At 43.9% G+C, this 21,415-nt stretch carries 34 protein-coding genes and 1 pseudogene; 1 reads left to right on the forward strand and 34 read right to left on the reverse strand.

Going from position 1 to position 21,415, the window contains the following annotated elements; all coding sequences use genetic code 11:
* Positions 1–10: 10 nt before the first annotated feature.
* The 34 genes and pseudogenes from LG52_RS12980 to LG52_RS13120 form a co-directional block, all read right to left on the reverse strand.
* Positions 11–793, reverse strand: coding sequence for a distal tail protein Dit (locus LG52_RS12980; protein WP_052524515.1), 783 nt, complete (start codon positions 791–793; stop codon positions 11–13).
* Positions 790–3,915: a phage tail tape measure protein gene (locus LG52_RS12985; RefSeq protein ID WP_052524517.1), complete on the reverse strand. Its 3,126-nt coding sequence runs from the start codon at positions 3,913–3,915 to the stop codon at positions 790–792. The genes LG52_RS12980 and LG52_RS12985 overlap by 4 nt, the downstream gene beginning before the upstream one ends.
* A gap of 13 nt (positions 3,916–3,928) precedes the next feature.
* Entirely contained in the window at positions 3,929–4,096 is a 168-nt protein-coding gene (locus LG52_RS19860) for a hypothetical protein (RefSeq protein ID WP_155732709.1), read from the reverse strand.
* 11 nt (positions 4,097–4,107) lie between these two features.
* Positions 4,108–4,395, reverse strand: coding sequence for a phage tail assembly chaperone G (gene gpG, locus LG52_RS12990; protein ID WP_042535162.1), 288 nt, complete (start codon positions 4,393–4,395; stop codon positions 4,108–4,110).
* Between the two features lie 52 nt (positions 4,396–4,447).
* Positions 4,448–5,017, reverse strand: a complete 570-nt coding sequence (locus LG52_RS12995) for a major tail protein (protein ID WP_044732261.1) — start codon at positions 5,015–5,017, stop codon at positions 4,448–4,450.
* Positions 5,018–5,028: 11 nt separating this feature from the next.
* Positions 5,029–5,337 carry a tail completion protein gp17 gene (gene gp17 / locus LG52_RS13000; protein ID WP_231584466.1) on the reverse strand — a complete coding sequence of 103 codons (309 nt, stop codon included), beginning with the start codon at positions 5,335–5,337 and terminating at the stop codon, positions 5,029–5,031.
* An 11-nt stretch (positions 5,338–5,348) separates the two neighbouring features.
* Positions 5,349–5,738 carry an HK97-gp10 family putative phage morphogenesis protein gene (locus tag LG52_RS13005; RefSeq protein ID WP_044732263.1) on the reverse strand — a complete coding sequence of 130 codons (390 nt, stop codon included), beginning with the start codon at positions 5,736–5,738 and terminating at the stop codon, positions 5,349–5,351.
* The gene (locus LG52_RS13010; protein WP_044732264.1) at positions 5,738–6,064 is read right to left on the reverse strand and encodes a phage head closure protein; all 327 of its coding nucleotides are present in this window, start codon (positions 6,062–6,064) and stop codon (positions 5,738–5,740) included. Before LG52_RS13010 ends, LG52_RS13005 begins: the two co-directional genes overlap by 1 nt.
* Positions 6,045–6,305, reverse strand: a complete 261-nt coding sequence (locus tag LG52_RS13015) for a head-tail connector protein (RefSeq protein ID WP_044732265.1) — start codon at positions 6,303–6,305, stop codon at positions 6,045–6,047. The genes LG52_RS13010 and LG52_RS13015 overlap by 20 nt, the downstream gene beginning before the upstream one ends.
* 13 nt (positions 6,306–6,318) lie before the next feature.
* Positions 6,319–7,587 (reverse strand): phage major capsid protein, encoded by a 1,269-nt coding sequence (locus LG52_RS13020; RefSeq protein ID WP_044732266.1) that lies wholly within the window; start codon positions 7,585–7,587, stop codon positions 6,319–6,321.
* Complete coding sequence (locus LG52_RS13025; protein WP_044732267.1) at positions 7,584–8,159, reverse strand: HK97 family phage prohead protease; 576 nt, start codon at positions 8,157–8,159, stop codon at positions 7,584–7,586. Before LG52_RS13025 ends, LG52_RS13020 begins: the two co-directional genes overlap by 4 nt.
* Entirely contained in the window at positions 8,156–9,316 is a 1,161-nt protein-coding gene (locus tag LG52_RS13030; RefSeq protein WP_044732268.1) for a phage portal protein, read from the reverse strand. Before LG52_RS13030 ends, LG52_RS13025 begins: the two co-directional genes overlap by 4 nt.
* A 15-nt stretch (positions 9,317–9,331) precedes the next feature.
* Positions 9,332–11,059 carry a terminase large subunit gene (locus LG52_RS13035; protein WP_044732269.1) on the reverse strand — a complete coding sequence of 576 codons (1,728 nt, stop codon included), beginning with the start codon at positions 11,057–11,059 and terminating at the stop codon, positions 9,332–9,334.
* 6 nt (positions 11,060–11,065) lie between these two features.
* Entirely contained in the window at positions 11,066–11,452 is a 387-nt protein-coding gene (locus LG52_RS13040) for a phage terminase small subunit P27 family (RefSeq protein WP_052524519.1), read from the reverse strand.
* Positions 11,453–11,560: 108 nt separating this feature from the next.
* Entirely contained in the window at positions 11,561–11,923 is a 363-nt protein-coding gene (locus LG52_RS20925) for an HNH endonuclease (protein WP_419761069.1), read from the reverse strand.
* 7 nt (positions 11,924–11,930) lie between these two features.
* Positions 11,931–12,071: a hypothetical protein gene (locus LG52_RS19865; RefSeq protein ID WP_156135643.1), complete on the reverse strand. Its 141-nt coding sequence runs from the start codon at positions 12,069–12,071 to the stop codon at positions 11,931–11,933.
* 790 nt (positions 12,072–12,861) lie between these two features.
* On the reverse strand, positions 12,862–13,170 hold the full coding sequence (locus tag LG52_RS13045) for a hypothetical protein (protein ID WP_044732270.1): 309 nt from the start codon (positions 13,168–13,170) through the stop codon (positions 12,862–12,864).
* Positions 13,171–13,312: 142 nt separating this feature from the next.
* A complete protein-coding gene (locus LG52_RS13050) occupies positions 13,313–13,855 on the reverse strand; it encodes a site-specific integrase (protein WP_044732271.1) in 543 nt (180 codons plus the stop codon).
* Positions 13,852–14,283, reverse strand: a complete 432-nt coding sequence (locus LG52_RS13055) for an ArpU family phage packaging/lysis transcriptional regulator (protein WP_044733263.1) — start codon at positions 14,281–14,283, stop codon at positions 13,852–13,854. The genes LG52_RS13050 and LG52_RS13055 overlap by 4 nt, the downstream gene beginning before the upstream one ends.
* A gap of 107 nt (positions 14,284–14,390) precedes the next feature.
* Positions 14,391–15,361 (reverse strand): annotated as a pseudogene (locus LG52_RS13065) (BRO family protein).
* 60 nt (positions 15,362–15,421) lie between these two features.
* Entirely contained in the window at positions 15,422–15,661 is a 240-nt protein-coding gene (locus LG52_RS13070) for a hypothetical protein (protein ID WP_044732273.1), read from the reverse strand.
* The gene (locus LG52_RS13075; RefSeq protein ID WP_044732274.1) at positions 15,661–15,870 is read right to left on the reverse strand and encodes an XtrA/YqaO family protein; all 210 of its coding nucleotides are present in this window, start codon (positions 15,868–15,870) and stop codon (positions 15,661–15,663) included. Before LG52_RS13075 ends, LG52_RS13070 begins: the two co-directional genes overlap by 1 nt.
* A gap of 332 nt (positions 15,871–16,202) precedes the next feature.
* Positions 16,203–16,364, reverse strand: a complete 162-nt coding sequence (locus LG52_RS20310; protein ID WP_197074548.1) for a hypothetical protein — start codon at positions 16,362–16,364, stop codon at positions 16,203–16,205.
* Positions 16,365–16,435: 71 nt separating this feature from the next.
* Positions 16,436–16,621, reverse strand: a complete 186-nt coding sequence (locus LG52_RS13080; protein ID WP_044732275.1) for a Fur-regulated basic protein FbpA — start codon at positions 16,619–16,621, stop codon at positions 16,436–16,438.
* A complete protein-coding gene (locus LG52_RS13085; protein WP_231584469.1) occupies positions 16,621–16,797 on the reverse strand; it encodes a hypothetical protein in 177 nt (58 codons plus the stop codon). Before LG52_RS13085 ends, LG52_RS13080 begins: the two co-directional genes overlap by 1 nt.
* 56 nt (positions 16,798–16,853) lie before the next feature.
* Entirely contained in the window at positions 16,854–17,837 is a 984-nt protein-coding gene (locus LG52_RS13090) for a DnaD domain-containing protein (protein WP_044732276.1), read from the reverse strand.
* Between the two features lie 249 nt (positions 17,838–18,086).
* Entirely contained in the window at positions 18,087–18,473 is a 387-nt protein-coding gene (locus LG52_RS13095; protein ID WP_044732277.1) for a hypothetical protein, read from the reverse strand.
* Positions 18,470–18,724, reverse strand: coding sequence for a hypothetical protein (locus LG52_RS13100; RefSeq protein ID WP_231584500.1), 255 nt, complete (start codon positions 18,722–18,724; stop codon positions 18,470–18,472). The genes LG52_RS13095 and LG52_RS13100 overlap by 4 nt, the downstream gene beginning before the upstream one ends.
* A gap of 249 nt (positions 18,725–18,973) precedes the next feature.
* Positions 18,974–19,141: a hypothetical protein gene (locus LG52_RS20315; RefSeq protein ID WP_197074549.1), complete on the reverse strand. Its 168-nt coding sequence runs from the start codon at positions 19,139–19,141 to the stop codon at positions 18,974–18,976.
* Positions 19,141–19,320 carry a hypothetical protein gene (locus LG52_RS13105; RefSeq protein ID WP_044732278.1) on the reverse strand — a complete coding sequence of 60 codons (180 nt, stop codon included), beginning with the start codon at positions 19,318–19,320 and terminating at the stop codon, positions 19,141–19,143. The genes LG52_RS20315 and LG52_RS13105 overlap by 1 nt, the downstream gene beginning before the upstream one ends.
* A 17-nt stretch (positions 19,321–19,337) precedes the next feature.
* On the reverse strand, positions 19,338–19,859 hold the full coding sequence (locus LG52_RS13110) for a helix-turn-helix domain-containing protein (RefSeq protein WP_044732279.1): 522 nt from the start codon (positions 19,857–19,859) through the stop codon (positions 19,338–19,340).
* A 54-nt stretch (positions 19,860–19,913) separates the two neighbouring features.
* Entirely contained in the window at positions 19,914–20,090 is a 177-nt protein-coding gene (locus LG52_RS20320) for a hypothetical protein (RefSeq protein ID WP_197074550.1), read from the reverse strand.
* A 176-nt stretch (positions 20,091–20,266) separates the two neighbouring features.
* A complete protein-coding gene (locus tag LG52_RS13115) occupies positions 20,267–20,560 on the reverse strand; it encodes a hypothetical protein (protein ID WP_044732280.1) in 294 nt (97 codons plus the stop codon).
* A gap of 74 nt (positions 20,561–20,634) precedes the next feature.
* Entirely contained in the window at positions 20,635–20,832 is a 198-nt protein-coding gene (locus tag LG52_RS13120; protein WP_042895303.1) for a helix-turn-helix transcriptional regulator, read from the reverse strand.
* Between the two features lie 151 nt (positions 20,833–20,983).
* Here LG52_RS13120 and LG52_RS13125 point away from each other — a divergent pair, with 151 nt between their 5' ends.
* Positions 20,984–21,349, forward strand: a complete 366-nt coding sequence (locus tag LG52_RS13125; protein WP_044732281.1) for a helix-turn-helix domain-containing protein — start codon at positions 20,984–20,986, stop codon at positions 21,347–21,349.
* Positions 21,350–21,415: the final 66 nt, after the last annotated feature.

The raw sequence follows: 21,415 nt of genomic DNA on the forward strand, positions 1-21,415 counted from the left end.
TCATCTCCCTTTACAAATATCGTTCTTGCCAAACAAGACGAATTCGAGCGCGCTGTCCATTTGCACTGCTATATGCAAATGTATTTCCACCAGAGAAAAGCGCACCGAATTCACCGTCAACCATCGACAGAATATTATTTTCTGCAGTATCATATGCGCCAGTTGTGACAATATCCCGTTCCATGCTTTTCGTTGCTAAAAAACTCTCCGTATTGATTTCGATGGCAGAGTTAGGTGTTAGGGTGCCGTTATACAGCAGATATTTGTCATTGATCGTGATTTTTGGGTTTTGAATCTCCCCATATACTGCTTGGATCACGAGTGATGGATAGGTTTCTGCTGTGCCGCCGTTAGAGATATACTGCACGCTGTTCGATTCCATGTCGAACGTCAACTCTCGGGTATCAATTGCGTACCGGAACGGCTGACAACGGAAAACAAGTGTGAAACTCGAAAATGTTTTGCGTACATCAATAGAAAACGAACCAGCTAACTTTCCAATATAATACACATCCGGTTCTTCACTAAGAATTAAACTACTCTCCTGACGAGTAAAAATGCGAGAGAGTCTTCTAATATTCTGCCTCCGTTTTTCTCTCGATTCGTGCGTTATGAAACAATCAATCTCAATTTCACGTGTTCCAAACGCTTGTGGAAACACGAGCGATCCGTGACGCCCAGGGACATTCTCATAGTGCTCCTCAAATGTTGGCAATGCTGGATTACGAAAACGTAAAACTTTGATATTCAGTTCTTCTGAACGTATACCGTCAAATTGAAACCACATACTCATCGTAATCCCCTACTTCGTTTTGAACGCTCGATTAGCGTATGCAATTCACGCGAAACACGATATATGTCCTCGTCGTTTCTAACGACCATATTTTCGATGATGATGGTCGGTCCTTCGCTCGAAGCACCCGACATCACGTTACCAACGACGTTCGTTTCAACAACATGTTGAATCGTTGCTGGCTTTATGCTTGGTAGAGCGATGTTGCCGATTTGTTGACCAGCTTTTGCTACTCGTTTTGCCATATCAACAACGCTGTTTTCGGCTAGCTTTGCATCGTCTGTAATCCCAATCGCCAAACCTTGTGACAAATATCCTCCGTACTCTGCGAACAAACGGCTCGGACTGCGAATGCCGAAAAAGTTTTTGATTTTGTCTGTTAGCCCAGAGAGCATAGATCTAACCTTGTCCCATAGCCAATCCGCCATGTTGCTCATACCATTCCATATGCCACGAAGCAAGTCTTTTCCGATTTCTACAAAGCTACTTGCCCAACTTCTCGCGGTGTTTTTGATACCTTCCCATATGTTGATTAGCATATTTCTCACACCACTAAAGATATTAGAAATTGCGCTTTTTAAGCTATTGAATGTGTTTTGTACAGCAAAAGATAAACTGCTAACGATATTGCTAACGCTAGTTTTGATCGTGTTCCATACATTCGTAGCAGTATTTTTTACACCATCCCATAAATTCGATAAAAATGACGCTATCGCATTAAAAATAGCTGTTGCCGTTGTTTTTAATCCGTTCCATACGGCGACAACAGCTGTTTTAATTGCGTTCCAGACAGTCGTGAAAATCGTTTGATATATGTTGAGTACGGTCGTGAAGTATGCTTTTATCCCTTCAAAAATGGCTGTAGCAGCCATTTTCAATCCTTCCCAAACCGTTGTGACTACAGTTTTAATTCCTTCCCATACGGTTGTAAAGATCGTTTTGTAAATGTTAAAAACCGTCGTAAAGTACGTTTTTAGTCCATCCCAGACTGCCACAGCTACCGCTTTTATCCCTTCCCATGTTGCCGATAGAAACGCTTTGATTTCGTCCCAGTTCTTATACAGCACAACACCGATAGCTACTAATCCAGCAATTGCCCCGATCGCAATCCCGATCGGACCAGTAATAACCGCTATCGCACTTGAAAAAACTCCTGCCATTCCGCCAGCGCTAGCCAGCACGCTTGCCAACGCCCCAAACCCTTGCATGGCGGTTCCTACAATCGACAATACAATACCAATGGATGCAACAATCCCAAGTAAAACGGCTGAAATAGCCGCTCCAATTGCTATGAATTGCTTCATTCCGTCTGGAAGGCTATTAAAAGCATTGAATAAACCTTGTAGAGCCTCTGCAACTACACGAATAGCTGGGGCTAATGCATCGCCAATAGAAATTTGTGCGGTTTCAATAGCGCCACCTAATTCCTCAAGAGCTCCCTTTAAGTTATCCTTCATTTTTTCAGCTGCTTCTTTTGACGCCCCGCTTGAGTTCTGAAGTGATTTCGTCAAGGAGTCTAATTTTTGTGACCCTGCTTCTACAACCGTCAACATCCCGCTGGCGGCTTCCGTCCCAAAAATAGTGGAAAGCGCTGCAAGTTTTTGTGCATTGCTCATATTTTTTGTTTTCTCGGAAAGCTGCCCGATAATATCTCCAAAAGGTAGCATACGACCTTGCGCATCCGTTACTTGGATACCTAATGAAACTAATGCCTCTCGCGCCTCTTTTGGTGGGTCAGATAATCGAATGAGAGCCCCACGCAATGTTGTACCAGCCTGTTCGCCACGGATACCGTTATTAGCCATAATTTCTGTAGCTGCTGCAAGTTCTTCAAGCGAAATTCCTAATGTTTTTGCGATTGGCGCTGCATATTTAAATGTATACTGCATATCTTGTATGCCGGCTGCCGAGTCATTTGCTGCTTGCGCAAGAACATCTGCTACTCTTGACGCCTCTCCTGCTTCAAGACCAAATGCATTGAGTGCAGATGATACTGTGTCAGCAACTAAAGCCATATCTTCTCCCGACGCCTCTGCCGCTGCGATAATCCCTGGCATAGCCGCAAGAATTTGATTTGTGTTGTATCCCATCGCCCCCATAATCTCCATACCTTGTGCAACTTCGGTAGCTGACTTAGACGTCGATGAACCGAGATCAAGAGCAGCCTGTTTGAGCTTCTCTAATTCATTCGGCGTTGCCCCTGCAATCGCTCCAACTCGAGAAAGCTGTGCCTCAAAATCCATCGATTTTTTGACAGAAACACCTAATGCACCACTAATTGCTGCACTTGCTACACCGAACGGGGCAGCAATTTGCGCTCCAGACGATTGAAGGTTATTACCTACGTCTTGCAAGCGTTGGCCGGTCTCATTCAACTTGGTTTGTAGTTGTCCCCATGCTGTCGCTTGCTGTTCAATCGTTTGATTTAACTGTCGCAACTGCGCTTCTGTTTCTTTCATTTCCGCAGTCGCTTTGTTGTAGGCGATTAAGAGATCATTCGTTTCCTTCGCATCCGCACCTTTTGCCTTTACGCTTTCATCATATAGTTGCTTTAATTCTGATACTTTCGTTTTCTGTAATTCGAGCGTTTGCGCTAAACTGTTGGCTTTCGTGCGTAATTGCTCAGACGTTGAACCAAAGTTTTCGATACCTGCTGTTGCAGCACGAAATTCGGAATCAATCACTTTCAACTGCTGGTCAATTTTTTGCAAACTTTGCGTTACTGCTCGCTCTAACTTGTTAAAGCCGTCCGATTGCTTTTCAATCTCTTTATTTGTTTGTTGCAACTGTGCCTCTGTTTTTTTCATTTCTGCGACAGCTTTGTTGTAGGCAATAAGCAATTTCTCGGTTTCAGCTGCGTCTTTTCCTTTCGTCTGCGCACTTTCTTCATATCGACGTTTCAACTCAGCGACTTTCGCCTCGTGTAACTGTAGCTTTTGCGTGAGGGATTCTGCTTTAATTTGCAATCCTTCCAAACTATTCTCGAAATCCTTCACACCGCCAGTAGCCGCTTTAAACTCGGCATCAACAAGCCGTATTTTGCGATTGACAGCCTCAATGCTCGTCGTGAAATTTGCACTATCTAATCCAAGCGACACTCGCAACGTACCAACTTCCGCCATCGTTTCACCACCTTTACAACAGCTGCTCAATCATTAGCCGTTCTTTTCGCGTCTCTTTTTCTTCCGCATAATCTAGAAGCTCAAAATAAAAACCGATGTCCATCTCATCCACGAGGTACATCGGTATGCCGTTCTTAATGTGCGTGAGGTAAAACTCTTTCACCGCGTCATACGGGTCCATTTCAGACCCCGTTACACGTTTGGGTCGCTCGTTTTCGCCACCCCAATAACTTTATTCATGCAATCCGAAATTGTTGGAATGAGGTGATCCGCCGCAATGCCATCGTAAAACTCATCTACTGTAAATTGCCCATTAAACAGTTCGACAATAAAAGCAATGATGGAATCTAGTGCCTCTACATCAATATTGTTAAAGTCATATTTTTTGCGCAGTTCTAACGCTCGACGAAACATACGTGCTTTGACAAACGGAACAGTAAATGTCTTCTCTTGACCATTGATTAATAATGTAACCTGCATGTTTATCCCTCCATGTTATGAGTTCGAAAGAGAAAGGGCTTCCCCTTTCCCTTTACGGAGTTGTTGTTTCTTGATACACGGCGCTGAACCAGTTTTGAATGACTGCTGGATCAACACCTTCATCTTTTGTATTCACCGATGCTTTCCACGCTTCATCAAATTCCCGCTTTACAAATTTTCCTTTCAGCGTCGGCGTCTGAAATTCAACTTTATCGCCTTTTGTTTTATATTGCTCCTCTGGCAATTCAAATTTCCCCTTATACAGCCAAACATATTTCTGTCCACCATTTGAAAGAGGAAGAATGAATCCAAGTGCAACATATGGCGCTGTATCGCCGCTTTTTTGAATAACGACACCGTCATCATTAATCGTTGCGCCTAACAAAAACGCCTGCATCTCCGTCGAAATGTCATCCACTCCAATTTCTACTTCAATTTCACCAAGAGACGACGCAACTTCAGCTGGACCATCATCAGCATACAATGTTTCCGTATTTACCTTCGGGCTAATTTTTGCTTCAATGGCTTTTGCCAATCGTCTCGGCGTATCATACTGAACGCCGGTGAAATCATCTTTAATCAACTTGGCGACATAAGGATGTTTTAAACCGATTACTGCCATCGTATCCCCTCCTAACGAACATAAGAAAATCGAATTGCTTTATGGTACGTTTTTGTTTCTTGCTCGAATAAATCCACTTCCGACGTGCGACGAAATCCTGCTGCTATCATTCTTTCTTTTACTTGTTGCGCTAGATCGGTATAGTCCGTTTTGCTCCAAATATCAATTTGAAAAAAATGTGCCGTTTGTTGCTCTTCATCGTCCGCATTTAGTGCTGAAAACTGGTTGTATTCAAAAAAGGTGATATACATTTTTTCTTTTCCCTCATACGTCTGAAACGCAACAGGAACACCGAGAGGTTTTAGTGTGTCGATGATCATCTTGTTTAGGCTCATAGCCTCAACCCCCGCCGAATGACATCAGCCATTTCATCTTGCACACGATCAATGTTCTCCTCAAATGCTGGCTGTAGAAAGGGATGAGGATCTGTTTTCGGATATTTTCGTCCTTTTTTCTCTCCTGCTTTTCGACCAAATTCGACAAATAACCCATAAAAACGGTCACGATCCGGACCGATATCTACTGTTCCATCTTCCTTGATATCAGAAATGACGATGTTTTCAGCAAGTTTACCCGTATCCCGTGGCGCTTTCTGTGAGGCTGCTTGCTGCACAACTTTGGCACCAGCCATGAGCGATTCTTGTTTGACTTGCTCAGCTTCGTTCCCCAACATCTCCAACTTTCTCAACAATTCTTGCATACCTTCTAACTTAAAGCCCATCACACCACTTCCTTTGCCACAATCGTCATCGTGACATTACGCTCATCATCATTAATGACAGACAAAATTTCAAACGTGCGTCCTTTATATTGAATACGCATATTGGGTGTAATCCCTGCTGTGTAGCGAACGACAAAACGAACTGTATTTTCGTTTTGCGTTGTCGCTGCTTCGTAATACTCTCGCCCACGCAACGTTTTGATCGCTGACCATAAGTGATGCCGGTCTTGCCATTCTCCAGCCGAGAATCCATTTTCATTCTGTTCTTCTGCTCGCTCCTGGATTGTAATTCGATGTTTAAATTGGTTAGTCAGTCGTCGCGCCATTTGTCATTGCCTCCTGCACAAAAAATGGCGTCAATGCATTAAAGGCTTTTCCCATTTCTTCTTCGCTCACCCGATATTCGTAAAAAATAGAAGCGACGATGAGCACTAAATGATCTCCTTCCGTTCCTGTCGCATTTTTTACATACTTTTTGGCTGCTTCCAAATAGAAAGAGAGCATGGCGTCTTCCATGCTCCCGTCAATTCGTAAATGTTCCTTTAACATGTCAACAGAGACTGCCATGCCTCTTCACCCGTTACGCATTTAACTCAAGTTTAAAGACAGACGGCTCAAACGGACCATATACAAGTTGTCCATCATTCAAGTGCCAAATTTTAAAACCGACATGGTTTGTATCAGCGTATTTTTCAATTAATTTCGTTACTTCCATTGTGCCGATAACATCTTGAATGTAGAACGTTGAAAAGTCACCAAAATACAGGCGTTGAATGTTTGGTGTATCTGCATCAACAAAGTCCGTCACGTCAACCGGAAATCCGAGCAAGCGATAGCCGAAGCCACCTTCTAGCCCGATATCTGGACGCAAGAGTGGGAAGCCGTCTGCCGTTTTAATCGTTTCAATTGCCGTTAATGCAGCACGGTTAATCATCCAACGAGCATTTTTGAGCATTGACGTTGGTAAGCTATTTTTAAGCTGCACAAACTTGTCGTAAATGTCAGTCGCTGTTGGCGTAAAAGCGACGGCTTTGCGAATCAACGCACCAGGATTGTCTGCACTATTAAAGAAAAACTCCGCTTCTTCACGTACGTAAGCTTTCTTTAGTTCATCCACGACGATTCGTTCCACATTCATCTCACTCATTGCAAGAAGTTTCTTTGTCACAAGCACAAGTGCATCCGTTTCCGTTGGATTCAAATAGTACTCATCAAACTCGATATCTGTTTCTGGAATCGGCTGATTCAAGGCACGCTCTGTCTTCACACGGTTTGCTTTCGCTTTTTTAATTAAAATCGGGAAGCCTTGTGTCCCTTTTGTTTGTAGAACCTTTCCGTATTTTCGTAATAAGTTTTCCTCTTGAGCATAGGAAATAATTTCTTTCGCCAACGCCTCTGGAACAAGTACATTGCCACCGTGCGTCTGAACTCCCATTGCCCGAGCTTCGCTTTCACTAATTTGTCCTACAAGATATCGGCAAAAAGCATTGCGTGTTTTCATTTCATTTGTTTTTACTTGGACACGAGAGGAAAGAGATTGATTAATTATATTTGTTAAACCAGCACGCTGTTCTTGTGTTAAGATGGAGCGCTTTTCTTCTTCGCCCTCATCTTGTTCTTCATCGTCTTCGTTCGCGTCATCTTCTTCCCCTTCATCACCACCGCTATCAACTGTTTCATCCAACTCTGCGAGAGCCTCGTTTACCGCATCTAAATCAGCTGTTAATTCATCGACTTCTGCCTGTACTTCTTCCATCGAACGAGTTTCAGAACCTTTTTCTAATAACTCTTTAAGCTGTTTTAATCGTTTTTCCAATTGTGCTTTACGCCGTAACAAATACTTTTTCATCGTTTCAACGCCTCCTCAATTTGTTTAATTAGTTTTTGTCTTTCATAATGAAGTTCTCGCTGTTCTGTAAACCTGTCGCGCACATATGCCTCTGTATCCTCGTAAGCAGGAAGACTCACAATGCTAATTTCATAAAGCTTCACTTCTTGAATCGTACGCAGCGCGGGATCTACGTCCCAGTTCCATGAATCCTTGACAACTTGAAAACCAAATGAACATTGATTGATATCACCACGTTGCATAGAAATCATTAAATCCTTCGCCCAACTCGTATCTGGTGGCGTGACACGAAATTTCAATCCTCTTTCATCTTCTTCAAGTGTAAGCGTACCGCTCTTCGTCCGCCCTAAAACATAATCCCAATTGTGATTAAAGAGCGCTCGAACATCCGTATTTTCCATTAATGATTTGGCGAATGCTCCTTTCGCAATCGTTTCTTGAAACATATCACCAATCATGGTCGGAGAATCAAAAATGCTCGCATAACCTTCAATGACTTGCGAGCTTCCTTCGGTTCCAGCGCGTATTTCTATGTTGGAGAGCGTAAAAATTCGCTTTTCTTTCTCGTTCATGGCGTCTCACCTCCTTTGATCGCCTTTTTTAGCGTCGCCTCGAGATTATCAAGACCGATTAAATCTTTTGAAATGTATAACTTTTTCGCTTCATCTTGCTCCAAACGATCAAATCCAAGCATTTCGCGCGCATCGTTCGGTGTCGCAATCGATGTTCTAACTAAGTTGTAAGCAATGTCCGTTTTCGTCTTCATCGTCACATAATCTAACGGGTTAATCTTGAAGCGAATCCGACGCCCGCCATGAGGGAAAAATAACTTTGACAAGTGCTGCTCCAGATTTTTTATAATCGGACGCAGTACAGTCGTATAAAGCATCATCATGAATTGCTCCATATCCGTCTTTTGCAACTCAAGCAAATGTTCCAAGTCCACACCAAAAAATTTACCTAAGTCTTTTTTATACACCGAAAGATATTTAAGAATTTTCTCGTCATCTACTGGGCTTTGTAACGCCTCGATCTCATATCCTTTGCTAAGTGGAATTAGCTGAATTTTATTCCCTTGTCCAGTCTGTTCTAACTTATCAAGGATGGCCATAATCATTGCATTTTGCGATTGGTTATTTGGTGCAATATGCGTATCCAATTTCAACAAATACGCAAGCAATCCACCTTTTCTATACTTGTCTGTTAAACTGTTTTCCGCATTCATGACCCCTTCAAGCGTTTGGCGTGCTAAATCTAACAATCCTACACCGTCTAAATGATTTGTCCCAATATTTTTGACGTGAACAATCATTTCCGCAGGGATTTGAACACCACCAACGCTGTAAATTTTGCTTCCGTCGTCTAACAATTCGGAGTAGACACCGTTTAATACGTGCCATTCATTTTCGTTTTTGAAAATGTAGACTTTTCCACGTATTAAGAGCGTGTTGACGATAAGCTTTTTCATTTCAAATTCAGTCAAATATTGATTCGGATTGCGCAAAATCCGCAGCGTATATGGATCATTGACATCCTTTCCCGTCTCGTCCTCAATAAAAAAATCAGTGAGCGCAATTTGGTCACTGATTAGTTTCATTAAATTATAAATGTCGGACGATTGCAGAATGTTTTCGTCTGTCACATAACCGCCGTAGTTCCAGTAAAAGTTGTTAAAAACATTGAATTTAGAGCGTTTAAACCACCCAGCAAGCCGCTGCCATAATCCCAATCGCTATCACCTCCTTTACCGCTTGTAAAGCACTTCGATCATTGCCATATATTCTTCTTCGCTGACGTTCATCATCATGTTCATCGTTTCTTTATGAGCAGTAAGCATGGCCACAAAGCCATCAATTTTGTACTGACTTTGTTTTTTTGACGGTGCTTTGAGCCCTTGTGTATTGATAAAAGCAACGACATTTTCCGTACAGTAAATCAATAATGGATTATCGGTTTCAACGCGCCCCTCATACATTAAAATTTCTAAATCATCGAAAGGTGCGTTGAGTGTAGACGGGTATTGCCGTACTTCTACGCAATCAAAACCTTCCATTTCTAACTTTTCAACTAGCTTGACCGCATGCGCTGGGTCATAGTTAATTTGTTTAATATCATACATTTGCGATTGTTCATTAATGTACTCAAACACCATATCGTAATCAATTGTTTTCCCTTCGCACAACGTCACAAAACCACGTTCCACTAAATGACGATAAGGGATGTTCTCCATCTTTTCACGAGCTTCTAGCCCTTCTGATGGAATGAAATACATTTGTTTTACTTTCAATCTTGCTTTTCCGCTTTCGTCCACAACAGGGAAGTTCAAACTCACACACGTTAAATCGGTTGTTTTTGATAAATCCAAGCCGATCACACACGTCATGCCTGTCAAATCCCCTAAGTCATTGACTAAACATCTTTCAACAATATCTCTTTCAAAATAAGTACCACTGGAACGAACGAAAATGTTTAAATGCTTTGCTAAAAACTCATCTTTTCGTTCCGCCGACACTTGCGCCTCTTTAAACTGATTCATCAAATAGTCTTTTTTCACTGAAATCCCGTAGTTTGGATTCACTTTCGCCCAAACTGTAGGATCATCCCATCGATCACCCTTATCCGGCTCGTAAATGAGTACAAACCAAGAATCATCGTCAATCTCACCATTCAAAATCTTTTTGCAGTAATCATAAATTTGCAATCCAACAGACGTTGTACCTTTACCAGCTGTCGAAACAATCATCATTAACGGTTGTCTCCTTGCACCCATACCAGACTTTAAAACATCGTACATATCGGCATTTCCTTGCGCATGTACCTCGTCTAAAAGAACAAAATGAGGATTTTTCCCATCAAGTCCTTTCGTTTCCCTAGACAGTGGCTGCAAAGTATTTTTAAACTTCTTGCCATTGACCGTAAAAGAGTAAACGATCGCATTTACGCCGCCTTTTGGTCCCTTGTAAATTTGTGTTCGCTGATTCAAGTCGGGGCTATTTTCAATCGTAATCGCTATTTTTTTCGCGGATATGTTCGCTTGTTCTTTATCTACCGCAGCTGTATAGCATTCGGCACCAAACTCACCGTCTGCATATAACGCATATGTTGCCGCACCAGCCGCAATCGTTGTTTTTTCGTTTTTCCGTGGAACTTGAATATAACTTGTACGAATCACTCGCACATCTTGACCGTTATCGTCTTTCTTTTTCCAACCGTAAATGTTTGTGAATGCAAACCGTTGCCAATCTTTTAACTCATAATGACGCCCAGCTACTTCCCCTTCTGCATAAATACAAAACGTTTCCATGAAATCCATCGCACGATTAGCAGCGTCTAAATCGAGCCAAATGTCTTTTCTCTTTTTCCAACGTTCATAACGCTCAACAGCTTTCTGGACAGTTTGCGGATACTTCTTTTTGTTTCTTTTCACCTTCTTTGCAAACTGGTCAGCATAATTCACACCACGCTCGATCATAAAACATCAGTCCCATTTATTCGCAAATGCTTGAAAAGCGTCTGTTGTGGTATTCGTAACTTCCCCAGTAATCTGTTTTTGTGTTTTTGGCGTCAATCCTAACTGTTCTAACAACTTACTCATTTTCGTATTCCAATCGGCTGTTTGTTGAGCAAGTGGATGCTTCATTTCATTTGTTGCACCAGCCTTGTTTGTATGTGATTTTGTTGCAGGAAATCCTTCCTCTTGCCACTTTTCATACACTTGCGAATAAACCATATAGGCATCTAAGTACAACTCCAGCAACGGTTCAAGCGACTTGTTGTAAGTCCCATTTTCCTTGAGCAAACCAACAATCCGTTCACGTTCCTTTTTTCGCTTTTTCGTTAGTGCCGCTTTTGTTTTTTTATCCAAATTTCACACCCCCTTTGAAAATTTCATTTTGGCGCACGTTTACGGCCGACCGCGGTCTTTTTTCCACAATACCACAAAAATCAAGGGTAGGGGGGATAAATGTAATAATTATACATTATATAAACAAAAGAAATACGGTCGTTCTTCCCACTTCCGACTTCCTTCTTCAACCTTCTTATGACACGACTCACACAGCAAAATAAGATTGTTAGGATCGAGTTTAAGGGAAGGATTTTCACTAATCGGTACAATGTGATGGATGTGCGCCTGCCTACCAAATACAAATCGACCACATTCTTTGCAGCAACCACCGTCACGTTCGTAAATGTATTCACGCATTCGCTGCCACTCTGGCGATCGGTAGAATGGTTTGTTTTTCGACTGGTGCTTTCGCTTTGGCTTATGTTCATCGCAATACAAACCACGATCAATGCGACGATTACAGCCATTATAGTTGCAATACCGCATCATTTATCAGCTACTTTGTTTTTAGTCGTTGTTTTGTTTTGTTTTGTGCTGGTTTCTTCTCTGTTACCTCGTCTTTTCGCTCCATTACAACTTGCTTGTTTTCTGAATCCCACTTTTGAATATGCGTAGCCGTTTCCCGAATAATTTGCATGTGCATCAGCTCCTTTCACAAAATAAAAAAGCACCCCGAAGGATGCTTGTATTAATTACTTATCTTTAGAACACTCTTCACAAAAACCGGTCAATGCGTTTTCATCTTCATATATTGGCTTACCGCAATCTGGGCAATACGATTCGATTTTTCTATTCATTTCCTTTCCCTCCTTTCGCCTGGCTCTTCACCAAAAGTTGTGCTTGATTTTTTATAACACGCTCTACTGACGCTTGCGAGGAAGAATCAGCAAACCAATGATTTTTGCACATTCTTGTTCAAGAAAGCGTATCACTTGTCAAGTACATGTTGTGGTGATGAACCTTTCGCCTACTCAATACGACAAAAGGAGATGTTTTCCTACATCATTCGTTCGTCAAATTTTGACAACACTTGTCACGTACAATGGCAAAGTGTTTTACTGGCCCGAACGCCAGGAACAACATATAAATCCAAGTATAATCTACTCTCACCAAAGCGATGGTATCAATCGCGGACTTTCAAAATTTATTTCCTCCTAATCGCCCCGCGCACTCGCTTGTACGTGTCGCGTCGAACGCCCATGATTTCGAGCCAGTCGCGCCAAGTCAGGCGTTCTTTTTTCTTGTGCTTTGGTTTATTCTCATCATGCAATTTGTACATGGTATCACCTCAAATGAAAAACGCCACCCGACCGGGTGACGTCAGGTGAAGGGGAATCTCAGGCTTTGGTTCAACCCGCCCTATGCTACCATCATATCACCTCAACGGCCAAACAATCCGCCAAAAATCTGCCTTTTTTCTGCCACTCTTATGTTAACTTTACCTCCCAATGCCGACTCCCCCGCTTCCTGTTTTTCGTAAACAACCGCTTGGCCAACTCATACATCTCGTCCTTCGGCTTGCTGCGAATGATGTTGGATACATCAACCGTCGTCAGCTTCCGCTTCCCGATCCGGTACCCCTTTTTGTTTAGCTCTTGCACCACCTTTGTGACACTTTCCAGCTGGACGTATAAATAGACGGCTTCGTCTTCCATCGTGACCGGCGTGTAACTTTCGATCTTCTGAATGTATTCTTGCAAGTATTCGATGCGCTTTTTCGCTTCCTCGACTAACACCTGCTTCCCTCCCATCAGTGCACTTCAATTTACAGACTGATGCACTCACCAAATGGCTCAACCCCTTGATATTTCTAGCTTCCATTCCCTTCTTTCCATGAGTGCACCACACGCTTTTTTATGATGTACTACAGGGAAAAAATTAAATTTTGTACTTCAGCATTGCTCTATCCATCGCATCTTGGTTGACGCCAATGTACTTCAACGTGATGTGAGGGCTGGAATGATTGAATAACTCCTGGAGCATAGCCACGTCTTTCGTTTGTTGGTAAAAGTGATAGCCGAATGTCTTTCGAAGTGTATGCGTGCCCACTTCATCCAACGATACATATTCGGCCGCCTCGCGCAAAATGCGATACGCTGTGGAACGGTCAATAGGGCGGTTCCCGCCTTGTCGGCTTCGAAAAGCATATTCACCGTCTTTGAGTGTCTTGGCATACTCGATGAGTTCTTTTCGGATGGCCGGCGGGATCCGGATTCGCTTCTCTTTCCTCGTTTTCTTTTCTCGCAGTTTCAAGTGCGTCTGCAACAAGTCTTCCTTCTTCAGCTGCAATATGTCTGATATACGCAGTCCTGTGTTAATGCCTATGATAAATAGAATGTAGTTGCGTTTGCTTTTTTGCAGTAAATATTTCTTCATCGCCGCAATCTTTTCCGGATCACGAATAGGCTGAACAAAATTCATGACGAAACCACCTCCTCGCGATACACTTCGATTTTTAAAGCAAAGGCAAGCTTGTAAAATGCCCTTGACTTCAACCGATAATATTTCCGCTCGCTCATGCCAAGTTCAGGATACACTTCATAGTCGTAGACATCTTCAAATGACATATATCGTCGGACAATAATGGCCCGTTCCCATTTGCTTAAACGGTTCACTGCATTTGTCATCCGCCGAATGTACTCATCCCGCTCCCGCTCGTACTCCACGTTACGAATTGCGATGCTTTCTGTTGAGGAGCGAAACTGATTGGACGGCGCAGGCACGAGCGAATAACATTGCGTAATCCTCGGCATTTCATCCAGTCGAAGCGTCAGCAAGTAAACCCGATACTTTTCCAGCGCCGCTTCTACCGCTCTTTTTGTGGCCGCACGATCAATCTCTGGCAACATAAACTCTTTCAACGCTTCTCCCCCCTATCGCTGGCGAAATGCGCCGCCTTTTCCGCACCGATAAACTGGACGGCAGACGCCCATCAACTCCTTAATTTCCCGCTCCGTCATTCGCTCCTTGTTCCGTTTCTGCTTTCGTTCTTTTCGGTTCCGTTCCGGCCGATAGGCCATGTTATGAGCCTTGATCCATTTTCGCATCTGGTCCTGCATTGTGCGCATTTGTTTCCCCTCCCTTGGATCGCAAAAGAAAAGAGGACACCAATCATACAAGGATCGCCTTGTATCATCAGTGTCCTCACGCTCTCGGTCTTGGACATATTTGGATTTGATTCCATTATATCAAACAAAATAGCTGCCTTTTCAAGCAAAATACGGAACGTTTCCCGTCCCTTCGGCGTCACGAGTGTCTGCACATCCGCCCGCCCATTTCGTTCCCATTCCTTCAATTCAAAGAGATACGGCACGTATTGAGCATATGGCTTCAACTTTCCTTTTTGGTCTCGATATATATACTTTTTTCTAGCATCCAATCGATGAAAGCCTTGGGTTTGATCTTCAGCTCCTTGGCCGTATCCCTAAAGTTTGTCAACAATCGACGATCAACAAGCGCATCAAAATAATCGGCTTTTGGCTGCATGATGGCGATTTGCTCATTTTGCTTTCGTACCGTTTCTAATGTAGCGCGGAATAACAGTTTCGTCTGTTCGTCCGCGTGTTTTAAATAGGTCTCCACGAACAAATCATCGTTCGCTACGTATCCGCCCGTTTTCCTGATCGTGGGGATGACTTCATGTGTGATCCATCGCTTAAACTGTTTAGCCTCTGATTTGCGACTTCCTAAAATGAGCGTGTATAAACCAGGCTCATTCACAATGAATGTTTCTTGTTTTCTTCCCAGCGAATCGGTGACCGGAATTAAACTCCGCTCATCTTCATCGAGTCTTTGGACTGCTTTTCTTGCATCAGCAATGTCTAGAATTTCACAAACATCCTTTGCGACAAACCAAACTTCATCATCCTTTATAATTGTTCGTACTTGACTGCCGCTGTAAATAAACACTTTTTGCAATTGATTCATCGAAAATCCCTCCCATAAACTAGACCACTATCGGTTCAAGCTATAGTGGATTCGTATTTCTCAAAATGGAGCAGAATTTACTTTTTCCGTGATATTTTTTCTATCCTCTTCACCGACAATGACGATGTCATCCTTCCCCTGGATCCCTACTGCCGCTCCGAATTGAAAAACGAGCTTATATGGTGTGATCCCGTTATTATTTTCTTGAACTATGCCGATCAATCCACTAAAAAACCCGCGTTTTTTATAAGCCAACTTGCCAATCAATTCTCGATCCAGTTTTTCCTCCCGCTTCCGCATTAAAACAACTCGCTTTCCTCATACTTAATCCGCGCCGTCTTGCCTTTCGCCGTTTCGATGATCGTATATCCATGTTCTACCGCCTCTGCCACTTTCGCCTTCCCTTGCACCCCATCAACGACAATCACAATCACTTTGCCAGGTACAACGGGATACGAAACCGTCATGCTATCTATATCAATTTGCAACTCTTGTGCTCTTTTACTCACCGGAATCCCTCCATGTGGTATAATTGAGATGGACTGTCGGGAGAGATCCCGGCTTTTTTATTTCATCCAATTACCTTCCATCCGTGCCGAATCCTGCTTATCAATTCGTGTTTGCGCAATGGCTCATATACATAAACGACATCGCAGTGTTCCCTGCGATATAACAAATACCACCTAGCTTTCCGCTTCCGATGTTTCATCTAGCGTTCACTCTCTCGTGCGGAAGAATTTAACTTTTCTAGTGCCGTTAGGTGCGCATATTTAAACTTCAGAACCTCACAACAATGCTGAGCATCCACTGTAGTCGCACCCCTCAAATAGTCTTTTCAATTTCATCGGCGCGCCCCCCTTGATCTCGGCCAGCGCCAGTCAATGATTCGGCGGTTGTCGTCATCGTAGTATTTGCGTGGACGGTTTCGGTACGCTTCCAGTTCTTCCGGCGTGAGATAGCTGATTTTCACTGGTCCATGTAGTGATTGACGTTGTTTTTTCATGGTCTCTTCTCCCCCCTAACCGTTGTTTCATTTCTTGCCGCGCCCAATGCTTATATATTTTCGGGCACTCTTCAAAACGAATGATGGTCACAAGCTGCTGTATGGTCGCCTTGGACCAATCCATGCTGGTCACCTCCCGCTCGCTCATATTCACGTTGAATCTCTTCTAGGGTCAGCTTTGATAGCGATCGGCCATCACTTGCAGAAAAGATCCCTTGCCGGCGTAAATGCTGAATGAGCACGTACTTGAGCAGCATCACGCCGATCCCCTCCCTTCGGCTTGCAGCTTCGTAAACAACGTGTTAAGGCGTGAAACGGAATAGTCCTTGTCATTGATCTGCACCGTCAGCAGGTTGCTCCTTGTCACGCCGCATCGTTCAAGAATGTCAAGAAAATCCGCCTCTGAACATACGCTGGCCGTCAATCCGATCATCGATCCAACCTCATTCCGATACTCCAAGCGGATCCATATCGGGTATCCCACGACGATCACCCATCTCTGTATTTTTTCAGACGTTCCTCAAGTTCTCGGCGCGCCTGTTCAACGTCAAAGTCGTCATCTTCCGGTTGGCTATAGTCCATCTTCAGCCAGTCCGGTACAATCTCGGTGCGCACTGGAGTCCGTGTCTTTCGGCCGCTGTCAGTTGAGGCTTGGCGTTTTTTCAGTTGCTGTTCTCGAAATGCCAATTGTGCCGCTCTCACCTGGTCGACGGTGCGATAGCCTTTTTCGAACCAGTCACGTAAAATGGTTTCGACGTATTTCCAGGTCTTGGCCCCGTTCTCCACCGCGATTTTCAACGCCTCTAAGACCAATTCCTCGGACGTATCATCGACCCAAGAAGCGATCTTTTCCCCTATGTAGCTGCCAACGGTGCCAAAGCCGTTATGTTCAACGAACTGGATAATCTCTCGTAAGGAATGCGCGCGCGCGTCTTCTTCATCTTCTGTTTTAATCTCTGTAGTATTCTCTGCTGTAATATCTGGTATTGGTCTGGTCAAGTTGAACGCCTCGACTGGCCAATCTGAACAGCTGGACTGCTCATCTTGAACGGATGGAGTGACGATTTCGTCACTCGACTGCTCGTTTTGAACAGTCGAAACGTCATTTTGAGCAGTCGTCTGATCATATTGGTTAGACGATGCTTCTTGTGTGAATTCAGCCAGTTTATCGTAGTCGATCCGATACCATTTCGTTTTGTCGATCTTCGAGCGATTGAAATTCGCCGAGACGATGATCCCGATCTTCTCCAGCTTTGTGATGATCCGACGAATGGTGCTTTCTGACCAGAAGGGAAATTGCTCCCGCCAGTCCTCGTACGTGTTATAGACCCACTTATAGCCGTCATGGACGTTTTCACTTTTCTCAAGCCAGTAATGAAGCTGCTGAACGACGATGCTCTCATTCAACCCGATCGCCACGGCTAATTGCGGTAAAATGACCAATGGCTGGTCATCCAAAAGCAAAGTCGCCATGTCATCCCCTCCCCTTGAAAAAGCTGTTTTGCTATGGCATGATAAAAACTAGAGTTCTGAAATAAAAAACTGAATCCCGCCAATTTCAAGCTCAGAGGCCATTTCATTGGCGATCCGCCGGCACTCAGTTACTGTGAGCGCGTAATCGTCTCGAAATGGCCATTTTCCTTCACGACAAATTCCACTTCAAATAGCATATTCTTTCTCCTGGAAGCATATCGTAGAATGGGAGCTTCCGGCCCTCCTTTCTCAACCAGCATCAGAAATGCCGCCTTTTTGCACCAGTTGCTTCAACTTCTCCCAGACGGCTTTTGGTTCTCGATTGAGCCGATTTGCGAGCTGATCAATCGTCAACACCTTGCGATGATGCCAGAGATAAAACACTTCCTCTGCCGTCCACCGCCCCTTTCGCTTTGGTAGCGTGTTCTGTGCATGGCCCTGATCCGGTTCGCTGGTCGGTGAATCATTCTCAAGAATGGCCGCCAGCCGCCGCATTTCTTGGCTGATGGGGCATACAGTCAGACATACAGTACTGCGATATTTCATTCGATCGGGGCATGTTCGGCAATATCCGTCCAAAAGTTCGCATATTTGCAGCCTAATATGCCTTTTCTCGTGTTTATCCAGCTTGTTCACACATTCCGCTCCTCTCCTAGTCTCACAAAATCAATTTGAATGCCACGCCGGTGCATATCTTGGATAATGGCCAATAATTGCTGACGTCGAGCTTCCTTTTGCTCAAGTTCTTGCAGCTGTCTGACTAAATACTGCAACTCCGATATTTCAATAGCCATCGTTTCATAGTCGCGGTTTTGCAACGCCTCCTGTATGTACTCGATGCAAAGTACCGCCTTTTGCCGCAAATCCGCCTCTTGATAAACGATCATATCGATCACCACCATTCCTCCTTCGTTATGATCTCCAGGCGTCGTCGCAATGACCATACATGTATTGTGGCGCGGCTCCCCTTTCGGATCGTCGCCCGCTCTCGCTCGGCCTGGCTGGCGCTCATGCGCACCGACTGAAGCACAAGCGCTTGCGGGCTGAGGGCACACCCGCCGCCTGTACTTCAGTCGGCAAGCATGAGCTTGCCTTTTAGTTCACAACATGATATGTTTTGTAGTAGGGCTGGTTTTTTAGGAAGCAGTGAGCGTTGGGCTTGCTGCTTTTTTCATGCTGACAAGCTTTGCTTTGGCTTCTTGCTCAATGGCTTCGATCAGCTCCGGATGATTCCGCAACTCGGCGCACACCTCCCGAACTTCCCTTGCTGTCATTAACGAACTGGCTACCCATACGACGTACATTACCACCACTCCTTTCTCGATTGTTCCAGGCGTTCGTTCATTTGCTTTTTCCACTCGAGCAACGCTTTCCCATATTCACTGTCGAGTTTTCTTTCGCGTGAAAGCCGTAAAAATTCACTTGTATACCAGTGAATAGCTTCAAGGTCCGTCATTTCTGCTAAGTTCGGCAGTTTAAACATTGTTTTTTCCCCCTTTGTCATTGTCGAATGAATCCTTTCGCTTGCAGTTTCGCGCGATGCTTTTGCCACATTTTCCACCAGGAAAATCCGTAATCCATGCAAATGACCGCAACGTATTGCGTGAGAGCGACAATCGCATCGATCGCCTGCATCATCGCCTCTTCCAATCGCTGTTTGTCAAACTCTCGAATCGACCTGGGATGATTCGCTACACAGACGCTTTCGATCGCCTCGAGGGCTTCCACGAGCTCCTCGCGTGTTTTCATCGTCACGCTGGCTCTGTGAAGATCCACCGCGTCCCCGTCGAGCTTCACTGGCCCCCATCCGGTGTACTCAGCAGCCGCCTCGAGAGCCACCCACGGGTTGTTATGCTTTTCTGCAAAGTATTTGGTGATGTTCGGCTGCACCCGGTACCGACCATTTTCCTGATGCGATACCGATTCGCGAGATTCATAGATCTCAAACGACAGCTGTTGTTGCGTCATCCCGGTTTTCTGCCGCGCCGCTTTCACCGCGTCGGCCGCTCTACCGCGTTTCATCGTTTGTTCTCCCCCTTCTACCATTTATCGCTAAACATTCATGTTATGTTAGATTTAAGAGCCCGATTCTTTCGGAACGTAGCAATCCATCACCGCTTTTGCGATCTGCTTCAAGACTGGATTGCCTTTTTCCCATTCTTTCTGAAACCATTCTTTTCGTTCGTCAGCACTCATAAGTACTAACGGGGAGTGAATAATAACAGTGGTGTTCCCGTATTTGAATTCCTTCATGCCCGCATTCCCCCTTTGTTCATGTTTATGCGGAGCATGAGGGGCGTTTGATGACATTCGCTTCACCTCGCATCGTAGTGTCTGACCAAAGTGATTAAGCAAAGGGATCGAAATACATCTTGGCTATATTCAAAATTTGAAAACTACAAAAAACAACATGAAATTCAGCAATTGAATTAACATGTTGCACTGTCTCCTTCTGGGGACAGTGCCTTCCCCAATGTGAGATCCTGGGCTTCTTTAATCACATTTTTGATCTTAGCTGCACCACGTTCATAAATGAGCCGATGCAACATACGTTCAACTTCGGTTCCATCTTTTTTCACTTTGCCGTGTTCCCATAGAGCCGTCATTAAATCAGATACCGTTTTTGCATTGCTAAGAACATGTTGCGCCCACTTTTCAGACTCTTGTTTGATATATTGTTCAATGGTTTGAACCATCTCTTTATTCGTTTGTTGCTCAATCATTCACCTCACCTCCTTTCATGTCGTGGGGATTGAGTTGTCAAGGAACTATCAAAAAGAACACAAAACGTGCGCTTCTAACTAAAAAAAATTGTTTCAACAGAAACACCATAGTATTGAGCGATTTTTATCTTGATTTCATCTTTCGGTACTCTTTGCCCATTCTCATACATTTGCAGAGCACTTACACTTATTCCAATAGACTTCGCGACTTCTTCCCGCGAACGGTCTCCTCGAAGATTGATTAAAGTTTGAGCAATTTTCTCTTTATTCAATTTCTTATCACCACCTAACCGCACAATTCGTGTTTTTTGTTTATATAATAAACAACACAAAATGTGCTGTCAACACTTTTTGTGTTGTTTATCAAAATTTTTATATTAATTGACACACTATGTGTTAAAATTCAATAGTAGGTGAATACACATGACCTTTGGGAAAAGATTACGCATTCTGAGAAAGAATAGGAATTTAACACAAAAGGACTTAGCCGATCGTTTTAATGTTGGTGAAAGCACAATAGGCATGTACGAACGTGATGAGCGCGAACCATCGTTTGAATTTGTTAAACAACTCGCCGACTTTTTCAACGTCACCACCGACTACCTCCTCGGCCGGACTGACCATCCGAACCCACCGGATCAGAATGACATTCCAGAAGAGCTTAAGGATCCCGAACTGGGGCTGTTCTTCAAGGAACTGGCGGAGGCGCCGGAGGAACGGCGGGAACAATTGCTGAAAATATGGGAGATCCTCAAGAGTGAGGGGGATCGGAAGCCAAAGAACAAGTGACGTTTTTATTTCAGGACTACCGGACATTGAACAATCATGTATTGTTGTTCTTTATGAGGGAGAGGA

Origin of the sequence: Geobacillus kaustophilus, from assembly GCF_000948285.1 — a bacterium.
Classification (GTDB): Bacteria; Bacillota; Bacilli; order Bacillales; family Anoxybacillaceae; genus Geobacillus; species Geobacillus thermoleovorans_A.